Origin of the sequence: Methylobacter sp. (genome assembly GCF_030680395.1) — a bacterium.
Taxonomy (GTDB): Bacteria; Pseudomonadota; Gammaproteobacteria; order Methylococcales; family Methylomonadaceae; genus Methylobacter_A.
On record NZ_JAUXVR010000005.1, the window covers coordinates 78989 to 101427 of the forward strand.

Here is a 22439-nt window from a genome sequence, read left to right on the forward strand (position 1 = left end):
ACGGTTGCCGTGGAAACGATACAATATATTTATAAGCTTTGTAGGCCGGAATAAGCCGGTTCGAGCGGCTGCGAGAACCGGCGTTTCCGGCAAACACCACTAGAACACCTTGAGGTATACAAAATGAACACAGCAGAAAAAGTTTATCAAGATGTAAAAGCGCTTCCAGAACCTTTAGCTCAAGAGGTTTTGCAATTCGTAGAGTTTTTAAAATTCAAGCAACTCAACTTGGAAAAAACACCCAACGAAACCACCATAAAAGCAATGCAAGCCGCAGAACGTGGTGAATATGAAGCGGTCAGTTTGGATGACCTGAAAAAGCAATGGAGCGATGCGTGAGAGAAGTTGTACAAACTTCCCAGTTCAAACAGGACTTAAAGAAAATAAAGCATTCCGGTCGCTATAAAATCGATGATTTGTTAGCGGTTGTTGAGTCCTTGGCTTCTAATAAACCGCTTCCCGTGAAAAATCAAGCGCATGATTTAACGGGTCATTGGCAAACTTATAAGGAATGCCACATAAAACCAGACTGGTTACTTATTTATCATCTGCCAGACGATAAATTGATTTTAGTCAGGACAGGTTCGCATAGCGAGTTATTTTAGGAATCGACGCATCATTTATGCGATTGTTAATGTACGCCTTTTAGCCTCCCCTACCAACAAACGATAATCTTTTACAAAAATAGAGCCCATCCATGGAAAAAACATACGCCCCGCATTCAATTGAACAACGCTGGTATCAAACCTGGGAAGAAAAAGGCTATTTTGCGGCCAAGTCGGAGGGTGAATCCTATTGCATCATGATTCCGCCGCCCAATGTTACCGGCAGCTTGCACATGGGCCATGCGTTTCAGGACACCATCATGGATGCGCTTACCCGCTACCACAGGATGAAAGGCTACAGCACCTTGTGGCAGCCGGGCACCGATCATGCGGGTATTGCCACGCAAATGGTGGTAGAACGTTTGTGCAATGCGGAAGGAAAAACCCGTCATGATTATGGCCGGGAAAAATTTATCGAAAAAATCTGGGAATGGAAGGAAGAATCCGGCGGCACGATTACCCGCCAGTTGCGGCGCATGGGCTCTTCGCTGGACTGGAAAAAGGAGCGCTTCACGATGGATGACGGCATGTCCGATGCGGTGCAGGAAGTGTTCATACGCTTATATGAAGAGGGCCTGATTTATCGCGGCAAGCGCTTGGTCAATTGGGATCCTGTGCTGCATACCGCTGTTTCCGATCTGGAAGTATTGTCGGAAGAAGAAAACGGTTCCATGTGGCATTTGCGTTATCCGCTGTCGAACGGCCATGGGCATTTGATTGTTGCAACTACCCGTCCTGAAACCATGCTGGGCGATGCCGCAGTCGCGATTCATCCCAACGATGAGCGCTATAAACATTTGCTCGGTGAATTTGTGGAACTGCCGCTAACGGGCCGCCGCATTCCGATTATTGCCGATGAGTATGTCGATCCTGAATTCGGTACGGGCTGCGTCAAAATCACGCCAGCCCATGATTTTAACGATTACGAAGTCTGGACGCGCCACCGCCATACTTCGGTTATTCAGGATTTGCCGCATGGCGGCTTGATTAATATTTTAACCGTCGACGCGAGCATCTGTACCGATGAGTTAGTCCCCGTTCAATATCAAGGCCTTGACCGCTTTGAAGCGCGCAAACAGATTGTCGCCGATCTCGATGCGCAAGGTTTATTGGAAAAAATCGCCGATCACAAGTTGATGGTGCCGCGCGGCGACCGCACCAACAGCGTTATCGAACCGCTGTTGACCGACCAGTGGTATGTCAAGGTCGCGCCGTTGGCGGAACCTGCGATTGCCGCTGTTGAAAACGGCGACATCAAGTTTGTCCCCGACAACTGGAAAAACACTTATTTCGACTGGATGCGCAATATTCAGGACTGGTGTATCTCACGGCAAATCTGGTGGGGTCACCGCATCCCGGCCTGGTATGACGAGCTGGGCAATATTTACGTCGGGAGCTCTGAGCAGGACATCCGGGAAAAACACAACCTGCCCGCCGGCTATGCGCTTAAGCAGGATGAAGATGTGCTGGATACCTGGTTTTCTTCCGCCTTATGGCCTTTTTCCACACTGGGTTGGCCGGAAAACACTGACGAACTGGCCAAGCATTATCCGACCAGCGTACTGGTGACCGGCTTTGACATCATTTTCTTCTGGGTGGCGAGGATGATTATGATGGGACTGAAATTCCAGGGCGCCGTGCCGTTTAAGGAAGTCTACATCCACGGCTTGGTCCGCGATGCGGAAGGACAAAAGATGTCCAAATCCAAAGGCAATGTGCTCGACCCGATTGATATCATCGACGGCATAGAACTGGAAGCTTTGGTTGCAAAACGTATTTCCGGCATGATGCAGCCGCATTTGGCAAAGAAAATCGAGCAGGATACGCGCAAACATTTCCCGGACGGCATTCAGTCTTACGGCACCGATGCCTTGCGTTTTACCTTTGCTTCATTAGCGTCCACCGGTCGCGATATCCGCTTTGACCTTGCCCGCACCGAAGGTTACCGCAATTTCTGCAACAAACTATGGAACGCGGCGCGTTTCGTGCTGATGAATACAGAGGAACAGGATAACGGTTTATCCGACGCACCTTGTAAATACAGCCAAGTGGATCGCTGGATTACGTCCCGTCTGCATCAGGTAACGGCTGTGACCTCGACCGCCATTGATAATTACCGTTTTGACCTGGCGGCGCAAGCCATTTACGAATTCACCTGGAATGAATACTGCGATTGGTATCTGGAGCTGGCAAAAATATCCCTGCAATCGAGTGATAAGGCATTGCAACGCGGTACGCGCAAAACCCTGCTGACAGTTCTGGAGTCGATTTTACGTTTGGCGCATCCGATCATGCCGGTTATTACCGAAGAGATCTGGCAACGCGTTGCACCTCTAGCCGGTATTATCGCTGGGGATGGTGTGTATGCCGCAGGCCAGCCGGGAGCTGGCGCGGCGCAGGCAAATACCATCATGTTGCAGCCTTATCCGGTAGCAGATGAAGCGCGAATCGATAGTAAAGCCATCGCCGAAACCAACTGGGTAATGAACTTTATCCTGGGTGTACGCCGTATTCGCGGCGAAATGAATATTTCTCCGGGCAAACCGCTGCCGGTGTTACTGCAAAACGGCTCGTATACTGACCAACAAAGCCTGGACAACAACCTGATTTATTTACGAAAAATGGCTAAGCTGGAATCGATAATCTGGTTAAACAGTACTGAAGTTGCACCGGAATCAGCAATGGCGCTGGTTGGCGAGATGCAAATCCTGATTCCAATGGCGGGCTTAATCGACAAGGAAGCGGAACTGATACGACTGGAAAAAGAGATACAAAAAGTCAATAACGACCTGCCCAGAGTCGAAGGCAAATTAAATAACCCGGCATTTGTCGATAAAGCGCCTCACGAAGTTATTGATAAAGAAAAAGCCAAACTGGCTGATTTACGTTCAATGCTTAACAAGCTCGAAGAACAGCAACGTAAAATACGGGCACTGTAAGAAAGACCGACAAAAGGCGCAAGGTAAAGGTAAGCGGCCCCTTTAGCCTTGTACCTTGTACCTTTTTAATCTATATTTATTTAAACAACTGACAAAGTAATCATCCTATGAATACCGCATCAACGAATTTACAATTTAGTGGCCTTACACGGTGCTTGATTGAAAAAGGCTTGCTAACTGAGAGTGATGCGCAAATTCATAGCCAGGAAGCACAAAAAAAACAAGTCCCGTTAATCCACTATCTTGTTACCAATAAACTGATTAGCAGCAAAGTCTTGGCATCTCAAGCCTCACAAGAATTTGGCATGCCTTTTTTTGACCTGGATGCAATTGACTTCCGTAGACTCCCTATCAATCTGGTCAGTGAAAAGCTCATCCGAAAATGCCATGCGCTGCCCCTGTTCGCCAGAGGCAAAACACTGTTTGTCGCGGTATCAGACCCGACCGACTTTCGCGCTCTGGATGACATCAAGTTTCACAGCCGCCTTAACCCCGAAGCCATTCTGGTTGAAGAAGACAAACTTATCAAAGCCATTGAAGCCTCCTTAGAGGCCGCCGATACATCAATGACTGATATGCTTGATGAGGATCTGGACAACCTGGAAATCACCGGCGGCGAAGAAGATACCACTAAAGCCGATATTAACTCGGATATTGATGACGCCCCCATTGTTCGTTACGTCAACAAAATACTGCTGGACTCCATAAAGCAAGGGGTCTCCGATATACACATGGAGCCCTACGAAAAAATCTTCCGTATCCGCTATAGATCGGATGGCATACTCCGTCAGGTTGCCACGCCACCCGCCAGCATCGCTGGCAGACTTGTCTCCCGCATCAAGGTCATGTCTAAAATGGATATTGCTGAACGCAGGGTTCCGCAAGACGGCCGTATCAAAATGACCTTATCCAAAAACCGTGCGATTGATTTTCGGGTAAACACCTGCCCTACCTTGTTCGGTGAAAAGGTCGTAATGCGTATTTTGGACCCTACCAGTGCTCAGCTGGGTATCGAAAAACTGGGTTTTGAGCCTGAACAGCAACGAATATTTCTTGAGGCTATTAACAAACCCTACGGCTTAGTGCTGGTAACGGGACCAACAGGTAGCGGTAAAACGGTTACGCTCTACACGGGGCTAAACATCCTCAACACCATGGAGCGCAACATTTCCACGGCCGAAGACCCTGTGGAAATTACCGTAGAGGGCATCAATCAGGTCAACATGAATCCCAAAGCCGGCCTGACCTTCGCCAGTGCTTTACGCGCCTTTTTGCGGCAAGATCCTGACATTATCATGGTGGGTGAGATTCGTGATTTGGAAACCGCCGAAATCGCCGTCAAAGCCGCACAAACAGGCCATTTGGTGCTATCGACCTTACATACTAACGATGCGCCGCAAACCTTAAACCGCCTCCTGCAAATGGGCATCCCCGCCTTCAATATCGTTGCAGCGGTCAATTTAATTATGGCGCAACGTTTAGGCCGACGGCTATGTGAACATTGCAAAGTCCCCGCCGACTTTCCCGATAAAGTCCTCCTTGCTGCCGGTTTTAAACAAGAAGAGTTGCACGACCTTAAAATATTCAGTGCGGTAGGCTGCGAGTACTGTACCAATGGTTACAAGGGTCGAGTCGGTGTTTATCAAGTCCTGACGCTCACTGACAAAATGCGCTCACTGATACTAAACGGGGGGAATACCGATCAGCTGGCAGAGTGCGCTCTGGCCGAAGGTTTTAATGATTTACGCAGGTCAGGGTTAAACAAAGTGCGGATGGGCATGACCAGCTTGGAAGAAATTGATCGCATCACCAAGGAATAAATATGGCAGAGCAAACTGAACAAATAGATTTCGTCTGGGCGGGAACCGATAAAAATAAAAAGAAAGCCGGAGGAATCATCTCTGCAAAAAGCGAAATCATTGCAAAAACTGAACTGCGGCGGCAGGGATATCGCGTTATTAAATTCAAGAAAAAACCCAAGCCGCTATTCACTCAAAAAATCCAGGCTATCACGCCGGGCGACATAGCCGTTTTTTCCAGGCAATTAGCCACCATGCTTAAAGCGGGCGTACCGTTGGTTCAGTCATTCGATATTGTCGGCAAAGGCCACGATAATCCAAGCATGGAGGCTCTGCTCATGGGCATCAAAACTGATATTGAAGGCGGCGACACCTTAGCCCAAGCGCTTAACAAAAGACCGCTGTATTTTGATGAATTAACTTGTAACTTGGTTGAAGCCGGTGAACAGGCAGGGGTATTAGAAACACTGCTGGATAAAATCGCCACCTATAAAGAAAAAACCGAGTCGATGAAGAAAAAGATCAAAAAGGCTCTGACCTATCCGATCGCGGTAATAGTCGTCGCCTTCATCGTCACCACCATCCTCTTGATATTTGTGGTACCGGTATTTTCCGACATGTTCAAAAGCTTCGGCGCCGACCTGCCGGCTTTCACTAAAATGGTTGTCGCCATGTCTGAGTGGATGCAGGCATGGTGGTATATTGTTGTCGGCATTGTTGTCGGCATCGTTTACACATTTGGCTATTTTAAAAAACGCTCAAAGAAATTCAATCACTTCCTTGATAAAACCCTGCTAAAAATACCGGTAGTCGGCCTGATTTTACATAAGTCTGCAATCGCACGATTTGCCAGAACCTTGGCAACCATGTCGGCAGCCGGGGTACCTTTGGTAGAGGCACTGGAGTCAGTTTCCGGAGCCTGCGGCAATATTGTCTACGCCGAAGCCGTTTTAAAAATGCGCGATGAGGTGGCAACCGGCCAACGGCTTCAATTTGCCATGCAGCAGGCAAATCTTTGGCCCAATATGGTGATACAGATGGTGGCTATCGGAGAGGAATCAGGCTCTATGGACTCTATGCTGTTAAAAGTTGCCGATTTTTTTGATGAGGAAGTCGATAATCTTGTCGATAATTTGAGCAGTTTAATGGAACCCTTCATCATGGTTGTTTTAGGCATTTTGGTCGGCGGCCTGATTGTCGCAATGTATTTACCGATATTTAAAATGGGTGCAGCTATTAAGTAACGTTGTACGCTACTGGTTAGACACGACTGCTTATGCAGGAATAATTACTCTCAAATACCGTATTCATCAACGCTCCCGCCATGGAGCGCTCACTTCATCAAAAAACAGATGCAACAGCTTAGTATGATTTTAAATATACCTGTCCTATTTTCGGCTCTGGCCGGTGTTATCGGCTTGCTTGTCGGCAGTTTTCTCAATGTTGTTATCTACAGATTACCGATCATGATGCAACGAGGATGGCGTAGGGAATGCCTGGAGTATCTGCAAATCGAGCCGGAACCTGTGCAGTCCGGCAACGACATGAATACAGCAGCGGTTGCCGAGGAACCCTTCAACCTAGTTTTCCCTTTATCCCGCTGTCCCGGCTGCAATACGCCCATCAAGCCTTACCAGAACATTCCAGTCATCAGCTACCTTTTTTTAAGAGGTAAATGTGCAAAATGCAACTGTCGCATTTCAATGCGTTATCCGATAGTAGAAGCTTTCACCGCACTGGCCTCAATCATAGTGGCTTGGCATTTTGGCTACACACCTCAAGCTGTTTTTGCTCTGATACTGACCTGGTCGCTGATTGCGTTAATTTTTATTGATATTGACCATCAGTTACTACCTGACTCCATCACCCTTCCCTTACTTTGGCTGGGGATGTGTCTAAGCCTGTTTAATGTATTTGCCGATGCTCACGCCAGCATCATCGGCGCAGTCGCCGGCTATATTGCTCTTTGGGCTATCTTTCATCTGTTTAAACTGGCAACAGGCAAAGAAGGCATGGGCTATGGCGACTTCAAATTGCTGGCTTTATTCGGTGCCTGGCTCGGCTGGCAATACCTACCGATTATTATTTTATTATCATCGCTGGTTGGTGCGGTTATTGGCGTAAGCATGATCATTTTTGTCAAACACGATCATAACGTCCCTATCCCTTTCGGTCCCTATCTAGCTGCCGCGGGATGGATCGCATTATTATGGGGCAATGACCTCAACCAACTCTATTTAACCTCCGTAGGCCTATAAGGCATGTTGAAAGTCGGATTAACCGGCGGCATAGGCTGCGGCAAATCGACTGTTGCCAGGATTTTCGCTGACTTAAATATCCCGGTGCTTGATGCTGATGAAATAGCCCATCGGCTGGTCGAAAAAGGACAACCTGCACTGGCTCAAATACAACAGGAGTTTGGCACGGCCATTCTTAACCCGGACGGCTCGTTAAATAGACAAACTCTCAGAGAAATAGTTTTTTCCGACCCCAAGCAGAAACAGAAACTTGAATCGATACTTCATCCCTTAATCTATAAAGCGATACAAGCAGAACTTGAACAGCTGAACGCTCCTTACTGCATCATAAGTATTCCATTATTATTCGAAACTGGCATGACTCATCTTGTCGACCGGATACTGGTTATCGACTGTCCTGTTGAAACACAGATTGAACGGGTTAAAATCCGGGATAACCTGACCACTGAACGAATACAATCCATAATTGACAATCAAGTATCGCGTGCATACAGAAAAGCAAAAGCCGATGACTTCATTGATAACTCAACGGCTGATTATAGACTTGCAGAACAGGTAAAAAAACTGCACAATTTATATCTTTCATTAAGCGCTTGCCGGGATTAACTTGTCTGTGAACACCACTATTACCTATGAATTTCCACTCAATGAACGCATCCGGGTTTTCATACGGTTAGAACAGCTTTTCCAACAATTCAGTCATTTTTTAACGGGAGAGACCGTTGCCGATAAACGCGCCGCTATTAATGTGCTGCTCGATATCATGACAATTTTCAGACGCAATGATCTGAAATCAGAAATACTGAAAGAGCTGGATCGCCATGCCAAGGTGCTAAATAAAATTGCCCATAATCAGAGCGTCGATACCCAAAAACTGGAAGAACTACTTAACCAATTAAATGAAACCAGTAAAAAACTCTATGCCACTAACGGCAAGATCGGTACCCGTGTCATGGAAAGCGACCTATTCCAGAGCATAGCTCAACGCAGTTCCATCCCTGGTGGTACCTGCTCCTTCGATTTGCCTGAATTTCATTATTGGCTGGAACAGGATGAAGCCACCCGGCTAAAAGACCTGGAACACTGGAGCAAGCCCTTTGCCGACATTCGTATTGCAATTGACCTGATTCTTAATTTTATTCGTAATTGCAGCTCGCCTACTCAAGAGGTTGCTGAAGCAGGCTTCTTTCAATTTTTGCTGGACACCAACCAACCTCACCAACTGCTTAAAATAAGCCTGGACAAATCCATACACTGCTTTGCAGAAATCAGCGGCGGCAAACACCGTTGCACCATCCGGTTCATGGCGCCATCTTCCGACAACAAACGTCCGACACAAAGCCCTGATGACATTCCTTTTTCCTTAACCTGCTGCCTTTTCTAATGTCGTCATCCAACAAACCGCTCATTGTAAAATGTCCCAACTGCGGATGTTCTGTGCCTTGGGTTCCTGAACAGCAATCCAAACCATTCTGCTCCGAACGTTGTAAATTGACTGACCTGGGAGAATGGGCAATGGAAGAAAAGAGGATTCCCGGACAATCAGTGTCGCTGGAAAGCGATAGTGAGGACGATACTTTCTTTCATTAACCGGGTGATCGCCTACCTGGACCTGTAGAAACATTGCCCGGGACGACAAGATACGCCCGGCTACAAATCGTACGAAACTATATATTTATACTTCAAATAGCCCAGGTTACCGGTCAAAACAGGACCGGCGTCTATCGAGCTCATCTAAAAAATACTTAAGTTCGGTTTTGCAGTGCGGTCACACCCGCCTCTTGAATATTCTTGCATTACAAAGTAATTTTATAGTTCTCTTTCCTTCAATTGACTTAGCACACAAAACTAACGCTCCTCTTGCGGCTATCGTTACCGCTGGGCAATTTTTCATACACGTATACCAAAAAAGACTAAACCTGCCCTATCGGCAGCCACTATAAGGAAATCTAATCATGGCTATAGAAATAGAACATAAATTTTTGCTCGCCAACGATGACTGGCGCAAACACGTTAGCCGTTCGGTAAAATATCGGCAAGGCTATTTAAGCTCTCAGGCAACCAGCTCAATCAGAGTGCGAATCAGTAATGACCATGCGTGGTTGAATATAAAAACTGCGACTATCGGTACTCACCGGCATGAATACGAATATGAAATTCCGATGACTGATGCAAACGAGATATTGGATAATCTTTGCAGAAAGCCATTAATCGAAAAAATCCGTCATTTCGTTACTGATGACGCCAATCTTTGGGAAATAGATGAGTTTGAAGGTGACAATCAGGGATTGATAGTTGCTGAAATTGAATTAAACGAAACAGGACAATCTTTTTCAAAACCGCTCTGGTTAGGCTTGGAAGTTACCGACGATTTGCGTTATTACAACAACAATCTCGCAATCCATCCGTATTCAGAATGGCATTAAGACTATATATTTCATAGATATATTGAAATATAATGAGTTTTGTTTTATATTTTCCACATGAAAAAATTAGTTTTTGTTGTTTTATTGCTACTATCGATTCAATGTTTTGCAGAGAACCTTGAAGACTCTTTAAAAAACATTGAAGCTGAATGGGCTTCTATTTACTACAGCACGCCCAAAAGCAAGCAAGGGCCTGCTTATGCTCAACTGCTCGATAGAATCACCAACTTAGCCCGACAATACCCGAACGCCGCCGAACCCGTTTTCTGGCAGGCCGTGTTGAAAGCGACTTATGCCGATCAACAAGATGCTTTTTCTGCGCTTGGCGCCATTCATGAGGCGCGTGATTTACTGATCAAAGTCATTAAAATCAACCCGAAAACCATGGGCGGGGCAGCCTATGTGACTTTAGGCACGCTTTATTACAGGGCACCCAAATGGCCTATCTCATTTGGCGATGACGATGCCGCCAAGCAAATGCTGGAAACCGCACTTAAAATCAATCCTGACGGCATTGATGCCAATTATTTTTACGGCGAATTTCTGTTGTTACATAATAAATTTAACGATGCGGCCATTTATTTGGAAAAAGCAGCCGCTGCTCCAGTCCGTGCTGAACAGCTTTATGCTGATAATCAGCTAAAAGCGGAAGCAAGACTCGCCTTACAAAATACTCAAAAACGGAAAATCAACGGCGAAAAAAGCATATTTTTGTCTGTATTTAATTCGGCAAGCGCAAGGTAAGCTTTATATCCGCAATCGTATCCGATCCTGCTAAATGACACCTTTAACAAACTCAAGATTCAATCATGTAATGCTTTCTGCTAGAATAACGCCCTAAATTAAAAAACTAACTTTCGTGGTAATAATTATGACTTTTGTAGTCACCGAAAACTGTATTAAATGCAAATTTACTGATTGTGTAGATGTATGCCCTGTAGATTGCTTTCGTGAAGGCCCTAACTTTCTGGTTATTGATCCAGATGAGTGTATAGATTGCACGCTATGCGAACCTGAATGCCCTGCCAACGCAATTTTTGCAGAAGATGAATTGCCGGAAGGACAAGAAAATTTTATCGCATTAAATGCAGAACTAGCTAAACAATGGCCTGTTATTACGGATGTAAAACCACCCTTACCTGATGCTGATGAGTGGAATGGTAAAGAAGGTAAACTCGATCTATTGGAAAAATAAGTAAAATTTGTTCCAGCCATTTATCCTTTATGCCTGGAACTCTGATAAGAACGACCAGGCGGATAGATACAGCGCGACAGCAAAAATTGAAGGACACGCACACAAAAACCGCTTTCGTCTGATACATCACAAGATAAAGACTCCGAGTCACCGGGCAACTGCTTTTCGTTGCCCGGCATCGGATGACGAACTGGTTATGGACGAATCAAACCCCCCCCATGAAAAATGGGAATGTCGAACATAAACAGCATGCCCATCCCACAGGACTACAAGACAGAAACGACTAAAGCAAACACAAAGACAAAAATTACAAAAAGCGCGAACATTCCTCTCTTAGTCAACCTCGACCTTATCAGCCTCAATTCGGCCAGCAGTTCATGCTTAATATCATCCGAGTTAAGGATTCTTTTGCATTGCCCACGAAATGTTTGCATTTCCTCCTGCGCTTCCTGCTCGGCAATAATCTCGGCAATTTTTGAATAATAACTGCCGCATTCAGGACATTTCATATCGCGGTCATTACGTTCATGACCACATACTGAACATTTATTCATTTAATCCTCCACAAAAATCATTTCTTCAGCATTTTTCGGCACACCGCTACGCTGCTCCTGCATCGCCTAAAGCGCATACTACTGATGGCGTTATGCAACACATCTGTCCATTCAACCATCAAACCGGTACGGCTCCATCTGAATGGATTCGACTCCTCGTCCCAACATAATGCAAACGCCGTTATAACGTTCATTTCCGGTTGAAGAAAATTCAAATAAAAATACCCGTCGCACCCGTACTTTTCCGGCGTGATCTCTTTTCAACCGGATGCTGTTTAAAGCGACATACTCATCCAGCATCTGGACGTCCAGATCCAGGCAATTCGCCCTGACAGCCCTAAGCGCAACTTCTTTCGCCTGCTGCCCGTTAAACCAGTATAGGTATGCGCTCAGCAATAAAGCTATTAAAATAAGATCATCCAACATTGTTTATGTTTTAGTGGTGTTAAACAGAGTTTAGGCATGTCTGCGCTATTGTACTAAGATTTACCGACAAACATGCTCGGTAATTGCTACTGCACTCGCCACATTCCCGTGGAAGGTGCAGGAGATAAGGAATACAGGAGTAATTACTGCCCATGTAGTCAAAGGAGAAAAAATGAAACTTCCCATTACCGGCGGTTGCCTTTGCGGCGCAGTCAGATATGAAATCTCAGCCCAACCCATCGGCGGCTTCAACTGCCATTGCCGAACCTGTCAAAAAGCTATTGGAGCACCCTATTTTGCAGGCATGTTCGTTCCAACCTCAGCCCTCGCCATAACCGGAAACTATAAAGAATACCCAACCATTGCGGCAAGCGGCCACACGGTTTACCGCGCTTTTTGCCCCGAATGCGGAACCTCCCTGTTTGGCAGGAACAGCGCCTTTATCGACATAAGGCCGGTCGCCGCCGCAACGCTTGATGATCCCGGTATTTTTCATCCGCAAAAAGACATCTGGGTGACGGATGCCCAACCATGGGACTATATGAACCCTAATTTACCAAAATTTGACGGTAATCCCTGGCATTAAGTTAAGCTACCTGCAATTTTTATTTATCTTGGAGAATTTATGAATTCCGGACAACTTAGCACTATCGAAATACAACCTGAAGCAGCGCATAAATATTCTGTGATATGGCTGCATGGATTAGGCGCGGATGGTCATGATTTTGAAAGTCTTATTCCCGAACTGCATTTAACCGCAGAAGCGAATATCCATTTTATCTTTCCCAATGCCCCTGTTCAGGCTGTTACCATCAATGGTGGAATGTCCATGCGCTCTTGGTACGATATTTTAGATATGTCGCTGGAACGCAAAGTCGATATTGACGGCATCTATCAATCAGCCGGCTTGATTGAACCTCTGATTTTACAGGAACTTGACAAGGGTATTCCATCGACAAATATTTTATTGGCAGGGTTTTCTCAAGGGGGGGTAATCGCACTTCATGCAGGACTAAGGCACCCACACAAACTGGCCGGAATTGTCGCATTGTCGACTTATTTACCAACCATCAATCAATTAAAAACCGAGCGTTCAGCCGCCAACAACAATACGCCGATATTTATGGCCCACGGCATCATTGACCCTATCGTAGCGGTTGAATCCGGTAAGGCCGCATTCGATAAACTAAAGTCACTGGACTACAATATTGAATGGCATGATTACCTGATGGAACATAGACTTTGCGTTGAAGAAATCGAACATATTTCGGCGTTTATGAATGCAATTTTTATATGACGAACAGTCATGCTTGATAAATTCATTCTTTGCAACCGCCCGGCAAAGACTGCCTTTACCGGGACTTGAGCCCTAATCAGCTCTGATCTTGCGGACGATCTAACCCTTTTTAATATGCTGCGGTACATCGCGTCTTGTTGTGCCGGTATAAAGCTGCCTTGGCCGCCCTATCTTTTGATCCGGATCCGCTATCATTTCATCCCAATTGGCAATCCAGCCCACGGTTCGACCCATTGCGAACATGGCGGTAAACATGTTGCTGGGAATGCCTAATGCGTGCAACACGATGCCCGAATAATAATCGACGTTCGGGTAAAGTCTTTTCTCGATGAAATACTCGTCCTCAAGAGCAATGCGCTCCAGCTCCAGCGCCAGTTTAAATATCTTGTCGTCATGCAGGCCAAGCTCGGTGAGCACTTCATGACAGGTTTCGCGCATTAATTTGGCGCGCGGATCGTAATTTTTATAAACCCGATGGCCGAAGCCCATCAGCCTGAACGGATCGCTTTTATCCTTGGCCTTGTTGATAAACTTATTGATATTCGAGACATCGCCAATCTCCTCAAGCATGTTGAGAACAGCTTCATTGGCGCCGCCATGAGCAGCCCCCCAAAGGCAGGCGATCCCGGCAGTAATGCAGGCATAAGGGTTAGCGCCGCTGGAGCCCGCTAAACGCACTGTCGATGTCGATGCATTTTGTTCATGATCGGCATGCAGGATCAAGATTCTGTCCAGTGCTTTGACCAATACCGGATTAGGCTCGAAGTCGTCACACGGCGTACCAAGCATCATCCGCATAAAATTTTCAACGTAACTCAGCTTGTTTTGCGGATACATAAACGGCAAGCCGGTACTGTATTTATGACACATTGCCACAATGGTCGGTACTTTGGCAATCAGGCGGATAGCGCTCAGATCACGATCCTTTTTAGATTTAATGTCCAGCGCATCATGATAGAACGCTGACAACGCACCAACGACAGCGACCATAATGGCCATCGGGTGAGCATCTCGACGAAATCCTTTAAAAAAATTGGTCAGTTGATCATGCACCATCGTGTGCATGGTTATGGTGCTTTCGAACTGCTGCATTTCATCAGTGTTAGGCAATTCGCCATTCAGCAACAGATAGCAAACCTCCAAAAAAGTACAATGTTCTGCAAGTTGTTCAATAGGATAACCGCGATAAAGCAATATCCCTTTTTCACCATCGATATACGTTATCGATGAACTGCAACTAGCCGTGGAAGTAAATCCGGGATCATAGGTAAACATGCCGGTCTGTTGATACAGTGATTGGATATCTATTACATCGGGGCCCGTAGTTCCAGATAAAATAGGCAACTCACATAAAGACTGAGTTTTCTCATTTAAGGTAACACTGCGCAATTTAGTCATGGTTTTTCTCAGTTTTGAAACAGGGGCTGTAGCGTCATCAGAAGGCCGGCTAAATTGCGAAGTTCACAGTTTAGCCGGCCAATTGAGTGTGATATTTGCTTATACAATAACAAATTCCGAAAAATCTTTCATTCTCGGCAATTGCTCCTGCATCCACGCAGTCATATCAGTGACAACATAAATGCGCTATTAAACCGAAATCACTCTATCTATAGTTTGTTTTGCCAGTTCAGTCACTCTAGCCCAGTTTTTTGATTTTATCACATCCGCAGGCACCAACCATGATCCGCCAACGCAGGCAACATTGCTTAACTGTAAATAACTGTTGTAGTTTTCCGGAGAAATGCCGCCGGTCGGGCAAAAAGTCACATTGGGAATAGGCCCTGCAATAGATTTCAGCATCGGTATGCCGCCTGCCGCTTCGGCCGGAAAGAACTTGAAATGATCCAACCCATACTCCATGCCCAACATCAGCTCCGACAGCGTTGATATACCTGGAATCAATGCTATATTTCCAGTCTTGGCAGCCGCTAAAAGCTTCGGTGTTAATCCGGGACTAATGGCGAAAACAGCGCCGGCATCTTCCGCCGCTTTTAATTGCTCGGGCGTAGTAATAGTGCCTGCACCGACAATGGCGTCTTTAACTTCCTGGCTGATAAGTCTGATCGCATCAAGTGCGATGGGAGTACGCAGTGTAATTTCCAACACTTTAATGCCGCCTGCGACCAAGGCCTGCGCCAATGGAACGGCGTCTTCCAAGTTCTGGATGACCATTACAGGCATTACCGGACCGGCGTTTAAAACTTCATCAGGTTGAATTTTCCAATTATTTTTAATCATTAGTTTTTACCAATTTTTTTATAGTTATTAGTCGGCGACAAACAGGTTGGTAGCGCCAGTTTCAGCAGAAGACGCACCCAGACGGAAAGCGCCGAACAATTCGCGGCCCATGCCGAAATGATGGCCCTTGGCGCTATTTGCTGCCGGAATGCGGGCATTAAATTCATCCGTATCTACCTGCACATTGACCTCGCCGGTTTGGGTGTTCAAGTGAATAATGTCACCGGTGCGCACTTTCGCCAACGGCCCGCCCTCTTCACATTCAGGACACATGTGGATAGCTGAGGGTACTTTACCCGAAGCGCCGGACATCCGTCCATCCGTCACCAGCGCGACCTTAAAGCCTTTATCCTGCAATACACCCAGAGGCGGCGTCAATTTGTGCAATTCAGGCATACCGTTGGATTTCGGCCCCTGGAAGCGGAGCACCACAATAACATCTTTCTCCATTTCGCCGCGTCTGAAGGCCGCAACCACATCGTCCTGATCGTCAAAGACCATCGCAGGCGCCTCAACGATCTGGTGTTTTTCCGCTACCGCAGAAACTTTGGATACGCCGCGTCCCAAATTGCCGTGCATCACATGCAAGCCGCCACCGGCTGCAAAAGGCTTGGCGACAGTACTGATAACGTCCGCGTCCAAAGAAGCTTCAGGGCAAGGTTCCCAGATTAACTTACCGTCAACCAGCTTGGGCTCCTGATGATAATGACTCATGCCGCGCTCGTCTGCTATTGTCAGAATATCCTCATGCAAAAGACCGTTTTTTAACAGTTCGGCAATCAATACGCCCATGCCGCCGGCGGCCTGGAAGTGATTGATGTCCGCTTGACCGTTCGGATAAATACGAGTTAACAACGGTACCGCTCTGGACAGCTTATCAAAATCATCCCAATTGATAATGATACCCGCTGCACGCGCAATGGCGACCAGATGAATCGTGTGATTGGTGGATCCGCCCGTTGCCAATAAGCCGACAATGGCGTTCACAATCGCTTTTTCATCGATCGCATGTCCAATCGGACGGAAATCATTGCCCAGCGCAGTAAACTTTAAAACCTGTCTGGCTGCGGCTTTAGTCAGTTCATCGCGCAATGGCGTGTAAGGATTGATAAATGAACTGCCCGGCAGATGCAGCCCCATAATCTCAACCATCATCTGGTTACTGTTGGCGGTGCCGTAGAACGTACAGGTACCGGCACTGTGATAGGACGCAGACTCGGACTCCAGCAGTTCTTTACGGCCGATTTTACCCTCGGCGTAAAGCTGGCGGATACGCACTTTTTCCTTATTGGGCAAACCGCTGGGCATCGGTCCGGCCGGTACGAACACGGCGGGCAAATGACCGAAACTCAACGCGCCGATCAACAATCCCGGCACAATCTTGTCGCAGACGCCCAAGTACAGCGCGCCGTCAAACATGTTGTGACTTAAGCCCACGGCCGTCGCCATCGCAATCACATCGCGACTGAACAACGACAGCTCCATGCCGGGGCGGCCTTGCGTGACCCCATCGCACATAGCCGGTACGCCGCCGGCGAATTGGGCAACGCCGCCGGCTTCCTTAATGGCGGCCTTGATCAACGACGGCGCATCTTTGTACGGTTCATGCGCCGACAACATATCGTTATAAGAAGAGATAATGGCGATGTTGGCTTTTTTATGTCCGGTTAAATCGCTTTTTTCACCGGCTCCGCAAGCGGCAAACGCATGGGCCAAATTGCCGCAAGCCAGCTCGCCGCGGTGCGGCTCTTTCTTCGCTGCCGCATCAACTCGCGCCAGATAGGCTGAGCGGGTTTCGCGGCTGCGTTCAATAATTTCGTTAGTCACTTTTTCTAATACAGTATGCATAGTTGTTCCTTTTCAGTTAATTGATGCGCATCGTAGGGGCCGGCCTTGTGCCTGCCCTTTTGGCCTATACCCTATCAGCGGCAACCACAAGGGATTGCCTCTACATTATTCTTCCCAAGCTCTTTCGTCCCTGGCAATTAATTCGTCCGCCTCAGCAGGCCCCCAGGTACCGGCCGGGTACGGTTTTGGCGCGGCATTGGTATGCGCCCAGGCATCCTGTATCGAATCGATCCAGGTCCAGGCTTGTTCGATTTCCTCGCGGCTCAGAAACAGCGTGGGATTGCCGCGCATCGCTTCAAGCACCAATTTCTCATACCCGCCGAAAATCTTGCTGTTTTTAAAGGTGTCGGAAAAACTCAAATCCAACTTGGTTTTTTGCAGCTTAATGTTTTCGTCAATGCCCGGTATTTTGTTGAGCACCTGAATTTCCACGCCTTCATTCGGCTGCAAATGAATGATGAGCTTATTCGACGGCAGATCCTCGAAGCTTTCCTTAAAGATATTGTGCGGCAGTTGCTTGAAATTAACGACGATTTCAGTACGTTTATATTTCATGCGTTTTCCGGTGCGTAAGTAAAACGGCACGCCGGCCCAGCGCCAGTTATCAATAGCCACTTTCACGGCGACAAAGCTTTCCGTAGTGCTCTCAGTATTAGCGCCTTCTTCTTCAAGATAGCCCGGCACCTGCTTACCCTTGAGCTCTCCCGCCGTGTACAACCCACGAACGGTTTTTTGTGCGACATTTTCTCTAGTAATGGGCCGTAGCGAAGAAAGAACCTTTATTTTCTCATTGTGTATACTGTGTGCCTCCAGATTGACCGGCGGTTCCATCGCCACAAAGGTCAGAATCTGCAACAGGTGATTTTGCAGCATGTCACGCAGCTGGCCGGTTTTATCGAAATAATCCCAGCGCCCTTCAATACCAACTTCTTCAGCGACGGTAATCTGAATATGATCGATGGTGTTGTGATTCCAGTTGGTAGTAAAAATGGAATTGGCAAAACGCAACGCCAATAAATTAAGTACTGTTTCCTTGCCCAGATAATGATCGATACGATAGACCTGTTTTTCGCTGAACACCTCGGCAACGGCATCGTTAATTTCTTTTGACGATTTAAGATCGTGGCCTATCGGCTTTTCCATCACCATGCGCGATTCTTCATTCAAAACCCCGCACTTGGCCAGTCCCTGACAAATATTGGTAAACAAGAAAGGAGCGACGGCAAAATAATTCACCATAACCCTGGATTGCCCGTTAATGGCGGTATTCAACAGCTGGTATTGATCCAGTTGAGTTAAATCTATTTTCAGGTAGGAAAACCGTGCCGAAAACCGCGCCCATATTTGTTCATCAAGGGTCTCATTTAAAAACTCTTGCAAACTGTTATGAATAGTCCCGACAAATCCTGAACTATCGCTCTCGTGTTGATCTATGCCGATGATGCGGGTATCGACTTCGATCAAATTGGCTTTTTCAAGTCGATACAGGGAAATAAGCAACTTGCGGCGGGATAAATCACCCAAAGCGCCAAAGATAACCAGGTCACAAGGTTTAAATGTTGTTTTTTCGTTCATAGATGCGTTGTTGAATAAATAGTTATGCCGACATCAGTCCGGCACTTTATAGGCGGAAAACTTAGGCTTATTATCGCAGAATTTGCTTCAGGATGCAGTTCTGGATACAGCCTTAGCGCTGAGCCTGTTACTTTAGGTTTAAAGAAGGCTAAACAGTTTGATATGCATATATCGTATCGAATCGATATTTAGTTGACAGCTTTCTCAAGCTTCTTTTATAGTATTGATCCGCTACTATCACAAAAAGAGAATATTTTAAGCGTCGCACGACTGCCGACATGCATCACAACCTGGCGGTCGAAATTGCCGATCGCTCAAAAATGTCAAGGTGAAGTAGTTTATCAGGAGAAAGCAACCCCAACATTGATGAAGCCATAATTTTCATATCAACCTTGGCGCATCCATTGATGATTTAAACCAACAAGAGGTATAAAAAAATGAGCAAAGAAGCCCAAATAGAAGAAGTACAAATAAAAGACAAATTCTGGCTGTACGTTAGCGGCACAATAATTACTTTATTGATCGTCATTGCAATGGTCAAACAAAGCGAGAATGAAAAATTTGCACCCATCAAACAGCAGTTGGAAGAGGAGACGGCCCTCATGAATATCCGTGTATTGAACTGAACGGCCATTATGCTCATGCCAAGGCGTTATGCCACATCGGGCTTTGATGGGTTCGCGCACTTGCCTATGGGTAAGCCGCCGCTTTGTCAACCTTAGCGTGATCATGCACCACTTAAAATAATCATCAGGAGAAAATATGAAACTTAATTTGATATGCCTTTGGGCGGCGTTAACTTTGTTTTCCGGAACAACGTTCGCGGCAGAATATATATACCGGGACCTCATGGCTAACACGCTGCCCTCGGCGGGGTGTGAAGTAGAATCAGAAGCCATGGCGACCGCGTCAAAACCCTACAACATCACCCGATACAGCAAAACATTTTGTCAGTCGCAAGGTTACGGCTGGCATGTCGAAAAAGTGAAGGATGAAGGCAAGGCTGCCTGCACCCCCTGCACTGGCGCTAATCAAGGTAAAAGCCAGTGCCATCTGGAAGATGTAGTCGTTACCTGCAAACGCATCAAGCCCGGCTCGGTCGGCATGTTGCCTGGAAAAAGTTAATTGCAATCGCGTGAGCAAGAGATACACCAACCTGCTTGCTCACGCTCATCCTGACTTAGTCATATTCATTCGGTACACCGGGATGACAGAGCATGACGCTCATGGGTTCCAGGGAGGTAGATACACCCTCATCAGCCTATAAACTTAAAGCTAAGCCCACACTCTCCGCCTGCTCCAGCACCCCAGTTGAATGGCCTCTTCCCGTTTGGTGGGCGGGTATTTGTATTTGCGCAATATCCCCTTCACCATCAATCTTAGGTTGAAACGGACACCTTCACGCACAGCCCAATCCACGCTGCTGGCGCTTTTGCGTAATTTTTCCGCCAGTTCATGGGCGATTTTCTTGACCATTGTGCCGTCATCTTCAAACAGCACAAAAAAGCGCAGAAAATCCAGCAGATAAGCCGGAGCCAACACACCACGCACCAGCGTTTCCAGCTCATTGAACTGGCCGAGCGGATCAAGTGCCACACCGTCAATAGTACGCCACGCCATAAAACGCTCTTTGTCGGTAGAAAGCGAGCCCATCAGCGCTTCGGTCGTCCGAAATCACCAACACTTTGTTGTACTGGAATACGTCCGGGATTTGCTCTTTGTAAGTATCGATCTGGTCGTAGGCTTTCCAAACATCAGCAGTGAGGTCGACAGGGTTCTTCAGCTCCAGCAGCACCAGGCAGGCCGTTGACGAATAGGATAATGTCGGGGCGGCGGGTATGTTTGGGGCCCTTGATCGAGAACTGATTGACCGCCAGCCATTCATTGGCAGCGGCATCTGCAAAGTCGATCAGCCGCCAGTAGCACCGGCGTATCCGGATTCAGAACCTGCTGTAAGGCATCTTCACGAGCGATCAGAGGAACAAGCGAATTAAGCTGATTAATGGCGTTGCGCAAGCGTTTGACCAAAACCACCTGAATGTAATTGCTGCGCTCGGGCGTGTTACCGTCTACGGCAATGTCCGGGCCATAGATAGAGGTATAACCGACATCGGCCAGCCAGCTCAGGGTTTCTTGTTCCAGTTGATCTTCGGTTATCCGTTTACTTCCCAATGCCCACCGTTGGCTGGCCCGATACGTGACAGACGGTGTTCGACTTGCAGTTTTTTGAGGTTACGTTCAATAGATCGCTCACTTACACCAATCGAAACCGCTAGTTCCGGGATCGTTACTGAAGTATTTTCTCGAATCAACGCAAGAATTTTCCCCGACGTTTTTACCGACCTTTTCCCCGACGTTTTTACCAGCACGTCTGTCATCGCATCAAGCAAGGCTTGCAGCATAAACTCGATGAAAGGCGTTGAATCCGCCAGACTGTCTGCATCTGCCAAGGCTTGGTAATAAGCCGTTTGCCTAACCCTGATGACCGATTCAACTGGCAAATAAGCCAACAGCGGTTGCCACTGGCTCAATATCAGCGTTTGCCATAAGCGACCCATGCGGCCATTACCATCGGCGAACGGGTGGATAAACTCAAATTCGTAATGGAACACGCAGCTGGCTATCAACGGGTGTACCGGAGCCGATGCCAGCCAGGATAACAAATCAGCCATCAGCGCAGCAACCCGACTGGCGGGCGGGGCCACGTGTATCAAGTCCTGAGCATTGTAGATACCTACGCCACCGGTGCGAAAGCACCCCGCGTCATCGACCAGTCCAGCCATCAATAAACCTTGTGCTGTTAATAAATCGGCACAGGAATACGCTTGCCAATTCGGCAGTTGTTCATAAGCGGCAAAGGCGTTGCGCACCTCCTGGATTTCACGCGGCAAGCCTAAAACCTGCTTGCCTTCCAGTACGGCGGTCACTTGCTCGATGCTCAGGGTGTTATTTTCGATAGCCAGCGAGGCCTGAATGGTACGGATGCGATTGTTACGGCGCAACTACGGCGACAGAGCGTTATCACCGGCCACCTCCCAACGGGTTAACAGTTCGACAATTTCTGCGGCCCGCTGCAATATCAGTGGCGTGATGGTGTAAGGCGGTTGTTAGCTCATGGGCCAGTACCTTCAAATTGGCGACGATGTTTAATTCTCCAAGTGTGGTCACACTTTAAGCATTGCCGCTGTGCACCACCTATTTCTAAACAGCAACCACCTATTGCTACCTCGCCTCGTTCTGCTGTGGCCCAGAGTGTTTTCTTGATGCCTTCGATCATTG

Annotated in this window: 25 protein-coding genes and 1 pseudogene; 16 read left to right on the forward strand and 10 right to left on the reverse strand. The window is 47.2% G+C overall.

What is annotated here, in order from left to right; translation table 11 throughout:
* The first annotated feature begins 123 nt into the window (after positions 1 to 123).
* The 12 genes from Q8L79_RS00910 (at position 124) to fdxA (ending at position 11222) form a co-directional block, all read left to right on the forward strand.
* Positions 124 to 339 carry a DUF2281 domain-containing protein gene (locus Q8L79_RS00910; protein ID WP_305267182.1) on the forward strand — a complete coding sequence of 72 codons (216 nt, stop codon included), beginning with the start codon at positions 124 to 126 and terminating at the stop codon, positions 337 to 339.
* Complete coding sequence (locus Q8L79_RS00915) at positions 324 to 605, forward strand: type II toxin-antitoxin system YafQ family toxin (protein WP_370869846.1); 282 nt, start codon at positions 324 to 326, stop codon at positions 603 to 605. Before Q8L79_RS00910 ends, Q8L79_RS00915 begins: the two co-directional genes overlap by 16 nt.
* 92 nt (positions 606 to 697) lie before the next feature.
* Complete coding sequence (locus tag Q8L79_RS00920; RefSeq protein ID WP_305267185.1) at positions 698 to 3544, forward strand: valine--tRNA ligase; 2847 nt, start codon at positions 698 to 700, stop codon at positions 3542 to 3544.
* A gap of 107 nt (positions 3545 to 3651) precedes the next feature.
* Positions 3652 to 5364: a type IV-A pilus assembly ATPase PilB gene (gene pilB / locus Q8L79_RS00925; RefSeq protein WP_305267186.1), complete on the forward strand. Its 1713-nt coding sequence runs from the start codon at positions 3652 to 3654 to the stop codon at positions 5362 to 5364.
* Between the two features lie 2 nt (positions 5365 to 5366).
* Entirely contained in the window at positions 5367 to 6587 is a 1221-nt protein-coding gene (locus Q8L79_RS00930) for a type II secretion system F family protein (RefSeq protein ID WP_305267188.1), read from the forward strand.
* A gap of 123 nt (positions 6588 to 6710) precedes the next feature.
* Positions 6711 to 7601 carry an A24 family peptidase gene (locus tag Q8L79_RS00935; protein WP_370869847.1) on the forward strand — a complete coding sequence of 297 codons (891 nt, stop codon included), beginning with the start codon at positions 6711 to 6713 and terminating at the stop codon, positions 7599 to 7601.
* A 3-nt stretch (positions 7602 to 7604) separates the two neighbouring features.
* Positions 7605 to 8207: a dephospho-CoA kinase gene (coaE, locus tag Q8L79_RS00940; RefSeq protein ID WP_305267191.1), complete on the forward strand. Its 603-nt coding sequence runs from the start codon at positions 7605 to 7607 to the stop codon at positions 8205 to 8207.
* A 7-nt stretch (positions 8208 to 8214) separates the two neighbouring features.
* A complete protein-coding gene (gene zapD, locus Q8L79_RS00945) occupies positions 8215 to 8985 on the forward strand; it encodes a cell division protein ZapD (protein WP_305267193.1) in 771 nt (256 codons plus the stop codon).
* The gene (locus Q8L79_RS00950; RefSeq protein ID WP_305267195.1) at positions 8985 to 9191 is read left to right on the forward strand and encodes a DNA gyrase inhibitor YacG; all 207 of its coding nucleotides are present in this window, start codon (positions 8985 to 8987) and stop codon (positions 9189 to 9191) included. The genes zapD and Q8L79_RS00950 overlap by 1 nt, the downstream gene beginning before the upstream one ends.
* A gap of 365 nt (positions 9192 to 9556) precedes the next feature.
* Positions 9557 to 10027 (forward strand): CYTH domain-containing protein, encoded by a 471-nt coding sequence (locus Q8L79_RS00955; protein ID WP_305267197.1) that lies wholly within the window; start codon positions 9557 to 9559, stop codon positions 10025 to 10027.
* Positions 10028 to 10084: 57 nt separating this feature from the next.
* Complete coding sequence (locus Q8L79_RS00960) at positions 10085 to 10771, forward strand: hypothetical protein (protein ID WP_305267199.1); 687 nt, start codon at positions 10085 to 10087, stop codon at positions 10769 to 10771.
* Positions 10772 to 10898: 127 nt separating this feature from the next.
* Positions 10899 to 11222: a ferredoxin FdxA gene (gene fdxA, locus Q8L79_RS00965; protein ID WP_305267201.1), complete on the forward strand. Its 324-nt coding sequence runs from the start codon at positions 10899 to 10901 to the stop codon at positions 11220 to 11222.
* A 266-nt stretch (positions 11223 to 11488) separates the two neighbouring features.
* On the opposite strand, the gene Q8L79_RS00970 is transcribed toward fdxA, so the two are convergent.
* Entirely contained in the window at positions 11489 to 11776 is a 288-nt protein-coding gene (locus Q8L79_RS00970; RefSeq protein WP_305267202.1) for a hypothetical protein, read from the reverse strand.
* Between the two features lie 111 nt (positions 11777 to 11887).
* On the reverse strand, positions 11888 to 12202 hold the full coding sequence (locus Q8L79_RS00975) for a DUF3301 domain-containing protein (RefSeq protein WP_305267203.1): 315 nt from the start codon (positions 12200 to 12202) through the stop codon (positions 11888 to 11890).
* A 172-nt stretch (positions 12203 to 12374) separates the two neighbouring features.
* Here Q8L79_RS00975 and Q8L79_RS00980 point away from each other — a divergent pair, with 172 nt between their 5' ends.
* Positions 12375 to 12788 carry a GFA family protein gene (locus Q8L79_RS00980; protein ID WP_305267205.1) on the forward strand — a complete coding sequence of 138 codons (414 nt, stop codon included), beginning with the start codon at positions 12375 to 12377 and terminating at the stop codon, positions 12786 to 12788.
* 39 nt (positions 12789 to 12827) lie between these two features.
* Positions 12828 to 13499, forward strand: coding sequence for an alpha/beta hydrolase (locus tag Q8L79_RS00985; RefSeq protein WP_305267206.1), 672 nt, complete (start codon positions 12828 to 12830; stop codon positions 13497 to 13499).
* 99 nt (positions 13500 to 13598) lie between these two features.
* Here the strand turns inward: Q8L79_RS00985 and gltA are convergent, their stop codons facing one another.
* The 4 genes from gltA to zwf form a co-directional block, all read right to left on the reverse strand.
* Entirely contained in the window at positions 13599 to 14897 is a 1299-nt protein-coding gene (gene gltA, locus Q8L79_RS00990) for a citrate synthase (RefSeq protein WP_305267208.1), read from the reverse strand.
* Positions 14898 to 15086: 189 nt separating this feature from the next.
* Positions 15087 to 15737, reverse strand: coding sequence for a bifunctional 4-hydroxy-2-oxoglutarate aldolase/2-dehydro-3-deoxy-phosphogluconate aldolase (locus tag Q8L79_RS00995; protein WP_305267209.1), 651 nt, complete (start codon positions 15735 to 15737; stop codon positions 15087 to 15089).
* Positions 15738 to 15764: 27 nt separating this feature from the next.
* Entirely contained in the window at positions 15765 to 17585 is a 1821-nt protein-coding gene (gene edd, locus Q8L79_RS01000; protein WP_305267210.1) for a phosphogluconate dehydratase, read from the reverse strand.
* A 105-nt stretch (positions 17586 to 17690) separates the two neighbouring features.
* Positions 17691 to 19160 carry a glucose-6-phosphate dehydrogenase gene (zwf, locus tag Q8L79_RS01005; RefSeq protein ID WP_305267211.1) on the reverse strand — a complete coding sequence of 490 codons (1470 nt, stop codon included), beginning with the start codon at positions 19158 to 19160 and terminating at the stop codon, positions 17691 to 17693.
* A gap of 437 nt (positions 19161 to 19597) precedes the next feature.
* Here zwf and Q8L79_RS01010 point away from each other — a divergent pair, with 437 nt between their 5' ends.
* Both Q8L79_RS01010 and Q8L79_RS01015 read left to right on the forward strand, forming a co-directional pair.
* The gene (locus tag Q8L79_RS01010) at positions 19598 to 19786 is read left to right on the forward strand and encodes a hypothetical protein (RefSeq protein WP_305267213.1); all 189 of its coding nucleotides are present in this window, start codon (positions 19598 to 19600) and stop codon (positions 19784 to 19786) included.
* 136 nt (positions 19787 to 19922) lie between these two features.
* A complete protein-coding gene (locus Q8L79_RS01015) occupies positions 19923 to 20285 on the forward strand; it encodes a hypothetical protein (protein ID WP_305267215.1) in 363 nt (120 codons plus the stop codon).
* A gap of 150 nt (positions 20286 to 20435) precedes the next feature.
* On the opposite strand, the gene Q8L79_RS01020 is transcribed toward Q8L79_RS01015, so the two are convergent.
* The 4 genes and pseudogenes from Q8L79_RS01020 to Q8L79_RS01040 form a co-directional block, all read right to left on the reverse strand.
* Positions 20436 to 20780: a type I restriction enzyme endonuclease domain-containing protein gene (locus Q8L79_RS01020; RefSeq protein ID WP_305267217.1), complete on the reverse strand. Its 345-nt coding sequence runs from the start codon at positions 20778 to 20780 to the stop codon at positions 20436 to 20438.
* Positions 20761 to 21100, reverse strand: a pseudogene (locus Q8L79_RS20090) (type I restriction endonuclease). The gene Q8L79_RS01020 and the pseudogene Q8L79_RS20090 overlap by 20 nt, the downstream one beginning before the upstream one ends.
* Positions 21042 to 21332, reverse strand: coding sequence for a type I restriction endonuclease (locus Q8L79_RS01035; RefSeq protein WP_305267218.1), 291 nt, complete (start codon positions 21330 to 21332; stop codon positions 21042 to 21044). Before Q8L79_RS01035 ends, Q8L79_RS20090 begins: the two are co-directional and overlap by 59 nt.
* The gene (locus Q8L79_RS01040; RefSeq protein WP_305267219.1) at positions 21314 to 22162 is read right to left on the reverse strand and encodes a Fic family protein; all 849 of its coding nucleotides are present in this window, start codon (positions 22160 to 22162) and stop codon (positions 21314 to 21316) included. The genes Q8L79_RS01035 and Q8L79_RS01040 overlap by 19 nt, the downstream gene beginning before the upstream one ends.
* Positions 22163 to 22439 lie beyond the last annotated feature (277 nt).

What these genes read in the sequence shown, in the direction of transcription:
- Q8L79_RS00915 (WP_370869846.1), top strand. Translation starts at nt 324, where the DNA reads ATGGAGCGATGCGTGAGAGAAGTTGTACAAACTTCCCAGTTCAAACAG.
- gltA (WP_305267208.1), bottom strand. Translation starts at nt 14,897, where the DNA reads ATGACTAAATTGCGCAGTGTTACCTTAAATGAGAAAACTCAGTCTTTA.
- zwf (WP_305267211.1), bottom strand. Translation starts at nt 19,160, where the DNA reads ATGAACGAAAAAACAACATTTAAACCTTGTGACCTGGTTATCTTTGGC.
- Q8L79_RS00995 (WP_305267209.1), bottom strand. Translation starts at nt 15,737, where the DNA reads ATGATTAAAAATAATTGGAAAATTCAACCTGATGAAGTTTTAAACGCC.
- Q8L79_RS00955 (WP_305267197.1), top strand. Translation starts at nt 9,557, where the DNA reads ATGGCTATAGAAATAGAACATAAATTTTTGCTCGCCAACGATGACTGG.
- Q8L79_RS00910 (WP_305267182.1), top strand. Translation starts at nt 124, where the DNA reads ATGAACACAGCAGAAAAAGTTTATCAAGATGTAAAAGCGCTTCCAGAA.
- Q8L79_RS00930 (WP_305267188.1), top strand. Translation starts at nt 5,367, where the DNA reads ATGGCAGAGCAAACTGAACAAATAGATTTCGTCTGGGCGGGAACCGAT.
- Q8L79_RS01020 (WP_305267217.1), bottom strand. Translation starts at nt 20,780, where the DNA reads ATGGCGTGGCGTACTATTGACGGTGTGGCACTTGATCCGCTCGGCCAG.
- coaE (WP_305267191.1), top strand. Translation starts at nt 7,605, where the DNA reads ATGTTGAAAGTCGGATTAACCGGCGGCATAGGCTGCGGCAAATCGACT.
- Q8L79_RS00970 (WP_305267202.1), bottom strand. Translation starts at nt 11,776, where the DNA reads ATGAATAAATGTTCAGTATGTGGTCATGAACGTAATGACCGCGATATG.
- Q8L79_RS00975 (WP_305267203.1), bottom strand. Translation starts at nt 12,202, where the DNA reads ATGTTGGATGATCTTATTTTAATAGCTTTATTGCTGAGCGCATACCTA.
- Q8L79_RS00980 (WP_305267205.1), top strand. Translation starts at nt 12,375, where the DNA reads ATGAAACTTCCCATTACCGGCGGTTGCCTTTGCGGCGCAGTCAGATAT.
- Q8L79_RS00950 (WP_305267195.1), top strand. Translation starts at nt 8,985, where the DNA reads ATGTCGTCATCCAACAAACCGCTCATTGTAAAATGTCCCAACTGCGGA.
- edd (WP_305267210.1), bottom strand. Translation starts at nt 17,585, where the DNA reads ATGCATACTGTATTAGAAAAAGTGACTAACGAAATTATTGAACGCAGC.
- fdxA (WP_305267201.1), top strand. Translation starts at nt 10,899, where the DNA reads ATGACTTTTGTAGTCACCGAAAACTGTATTAAATGCAAATTTACTGAT.
- Q8L79_RS00920 (WP_305267185.1), top strand. Translation starts at nt 698, where the DNA reads ATGGAAAAAACATACGCCCCGCATTCAATTGAACAACGCTGGTATCAA.
- pilB (WP_305267186.1), top strand. Translation starts at nt 3,652, where the DNA reads ATGAATACCGCATCAACGAATTTACAATTTAGTGGCCTTACACGGTGC.
- Q8L79_RS00960 (WP_305267199.1), top strand. Translation starts at nt 10,085, where the DNA reads ATGAAAAAATTAGTTTTTGTTGTTTTATTGCTACTATCGATTCAATGT.
- Q8L79_RS01015 (WP_305267215.1), top strand. Translation starts at nt 19,923, where the DNA reads ATGAAACTTAATTTGATATGCCTTTGGGCGGCGTTAACTTTGTTTTCC.
- Q8L79_RS01010 (WP_305267213.1), top strand. Translation starts at nt 19,598, where the DNA reads ATGAGCAAAGAAGCCCAAATAGAAGAAGTACAAATAAAAGACAAATTC.
- Q8L79_RS00935 (WP_370869847.1), top strand. Translation starts at nt 6,711, where the DNA reads ATGATTTTAAATATACCTGTCCTATTTTCGGCTCTGGCCGGTGTTATC.
- Q8L79_RS00985 (WP_305267206.1), top strand. Translation starts at nt 12,828, where the DNA reads ATGAATTCCGGACAACTTAGCACTATCGAAATACAACCTGAAGCAGCG.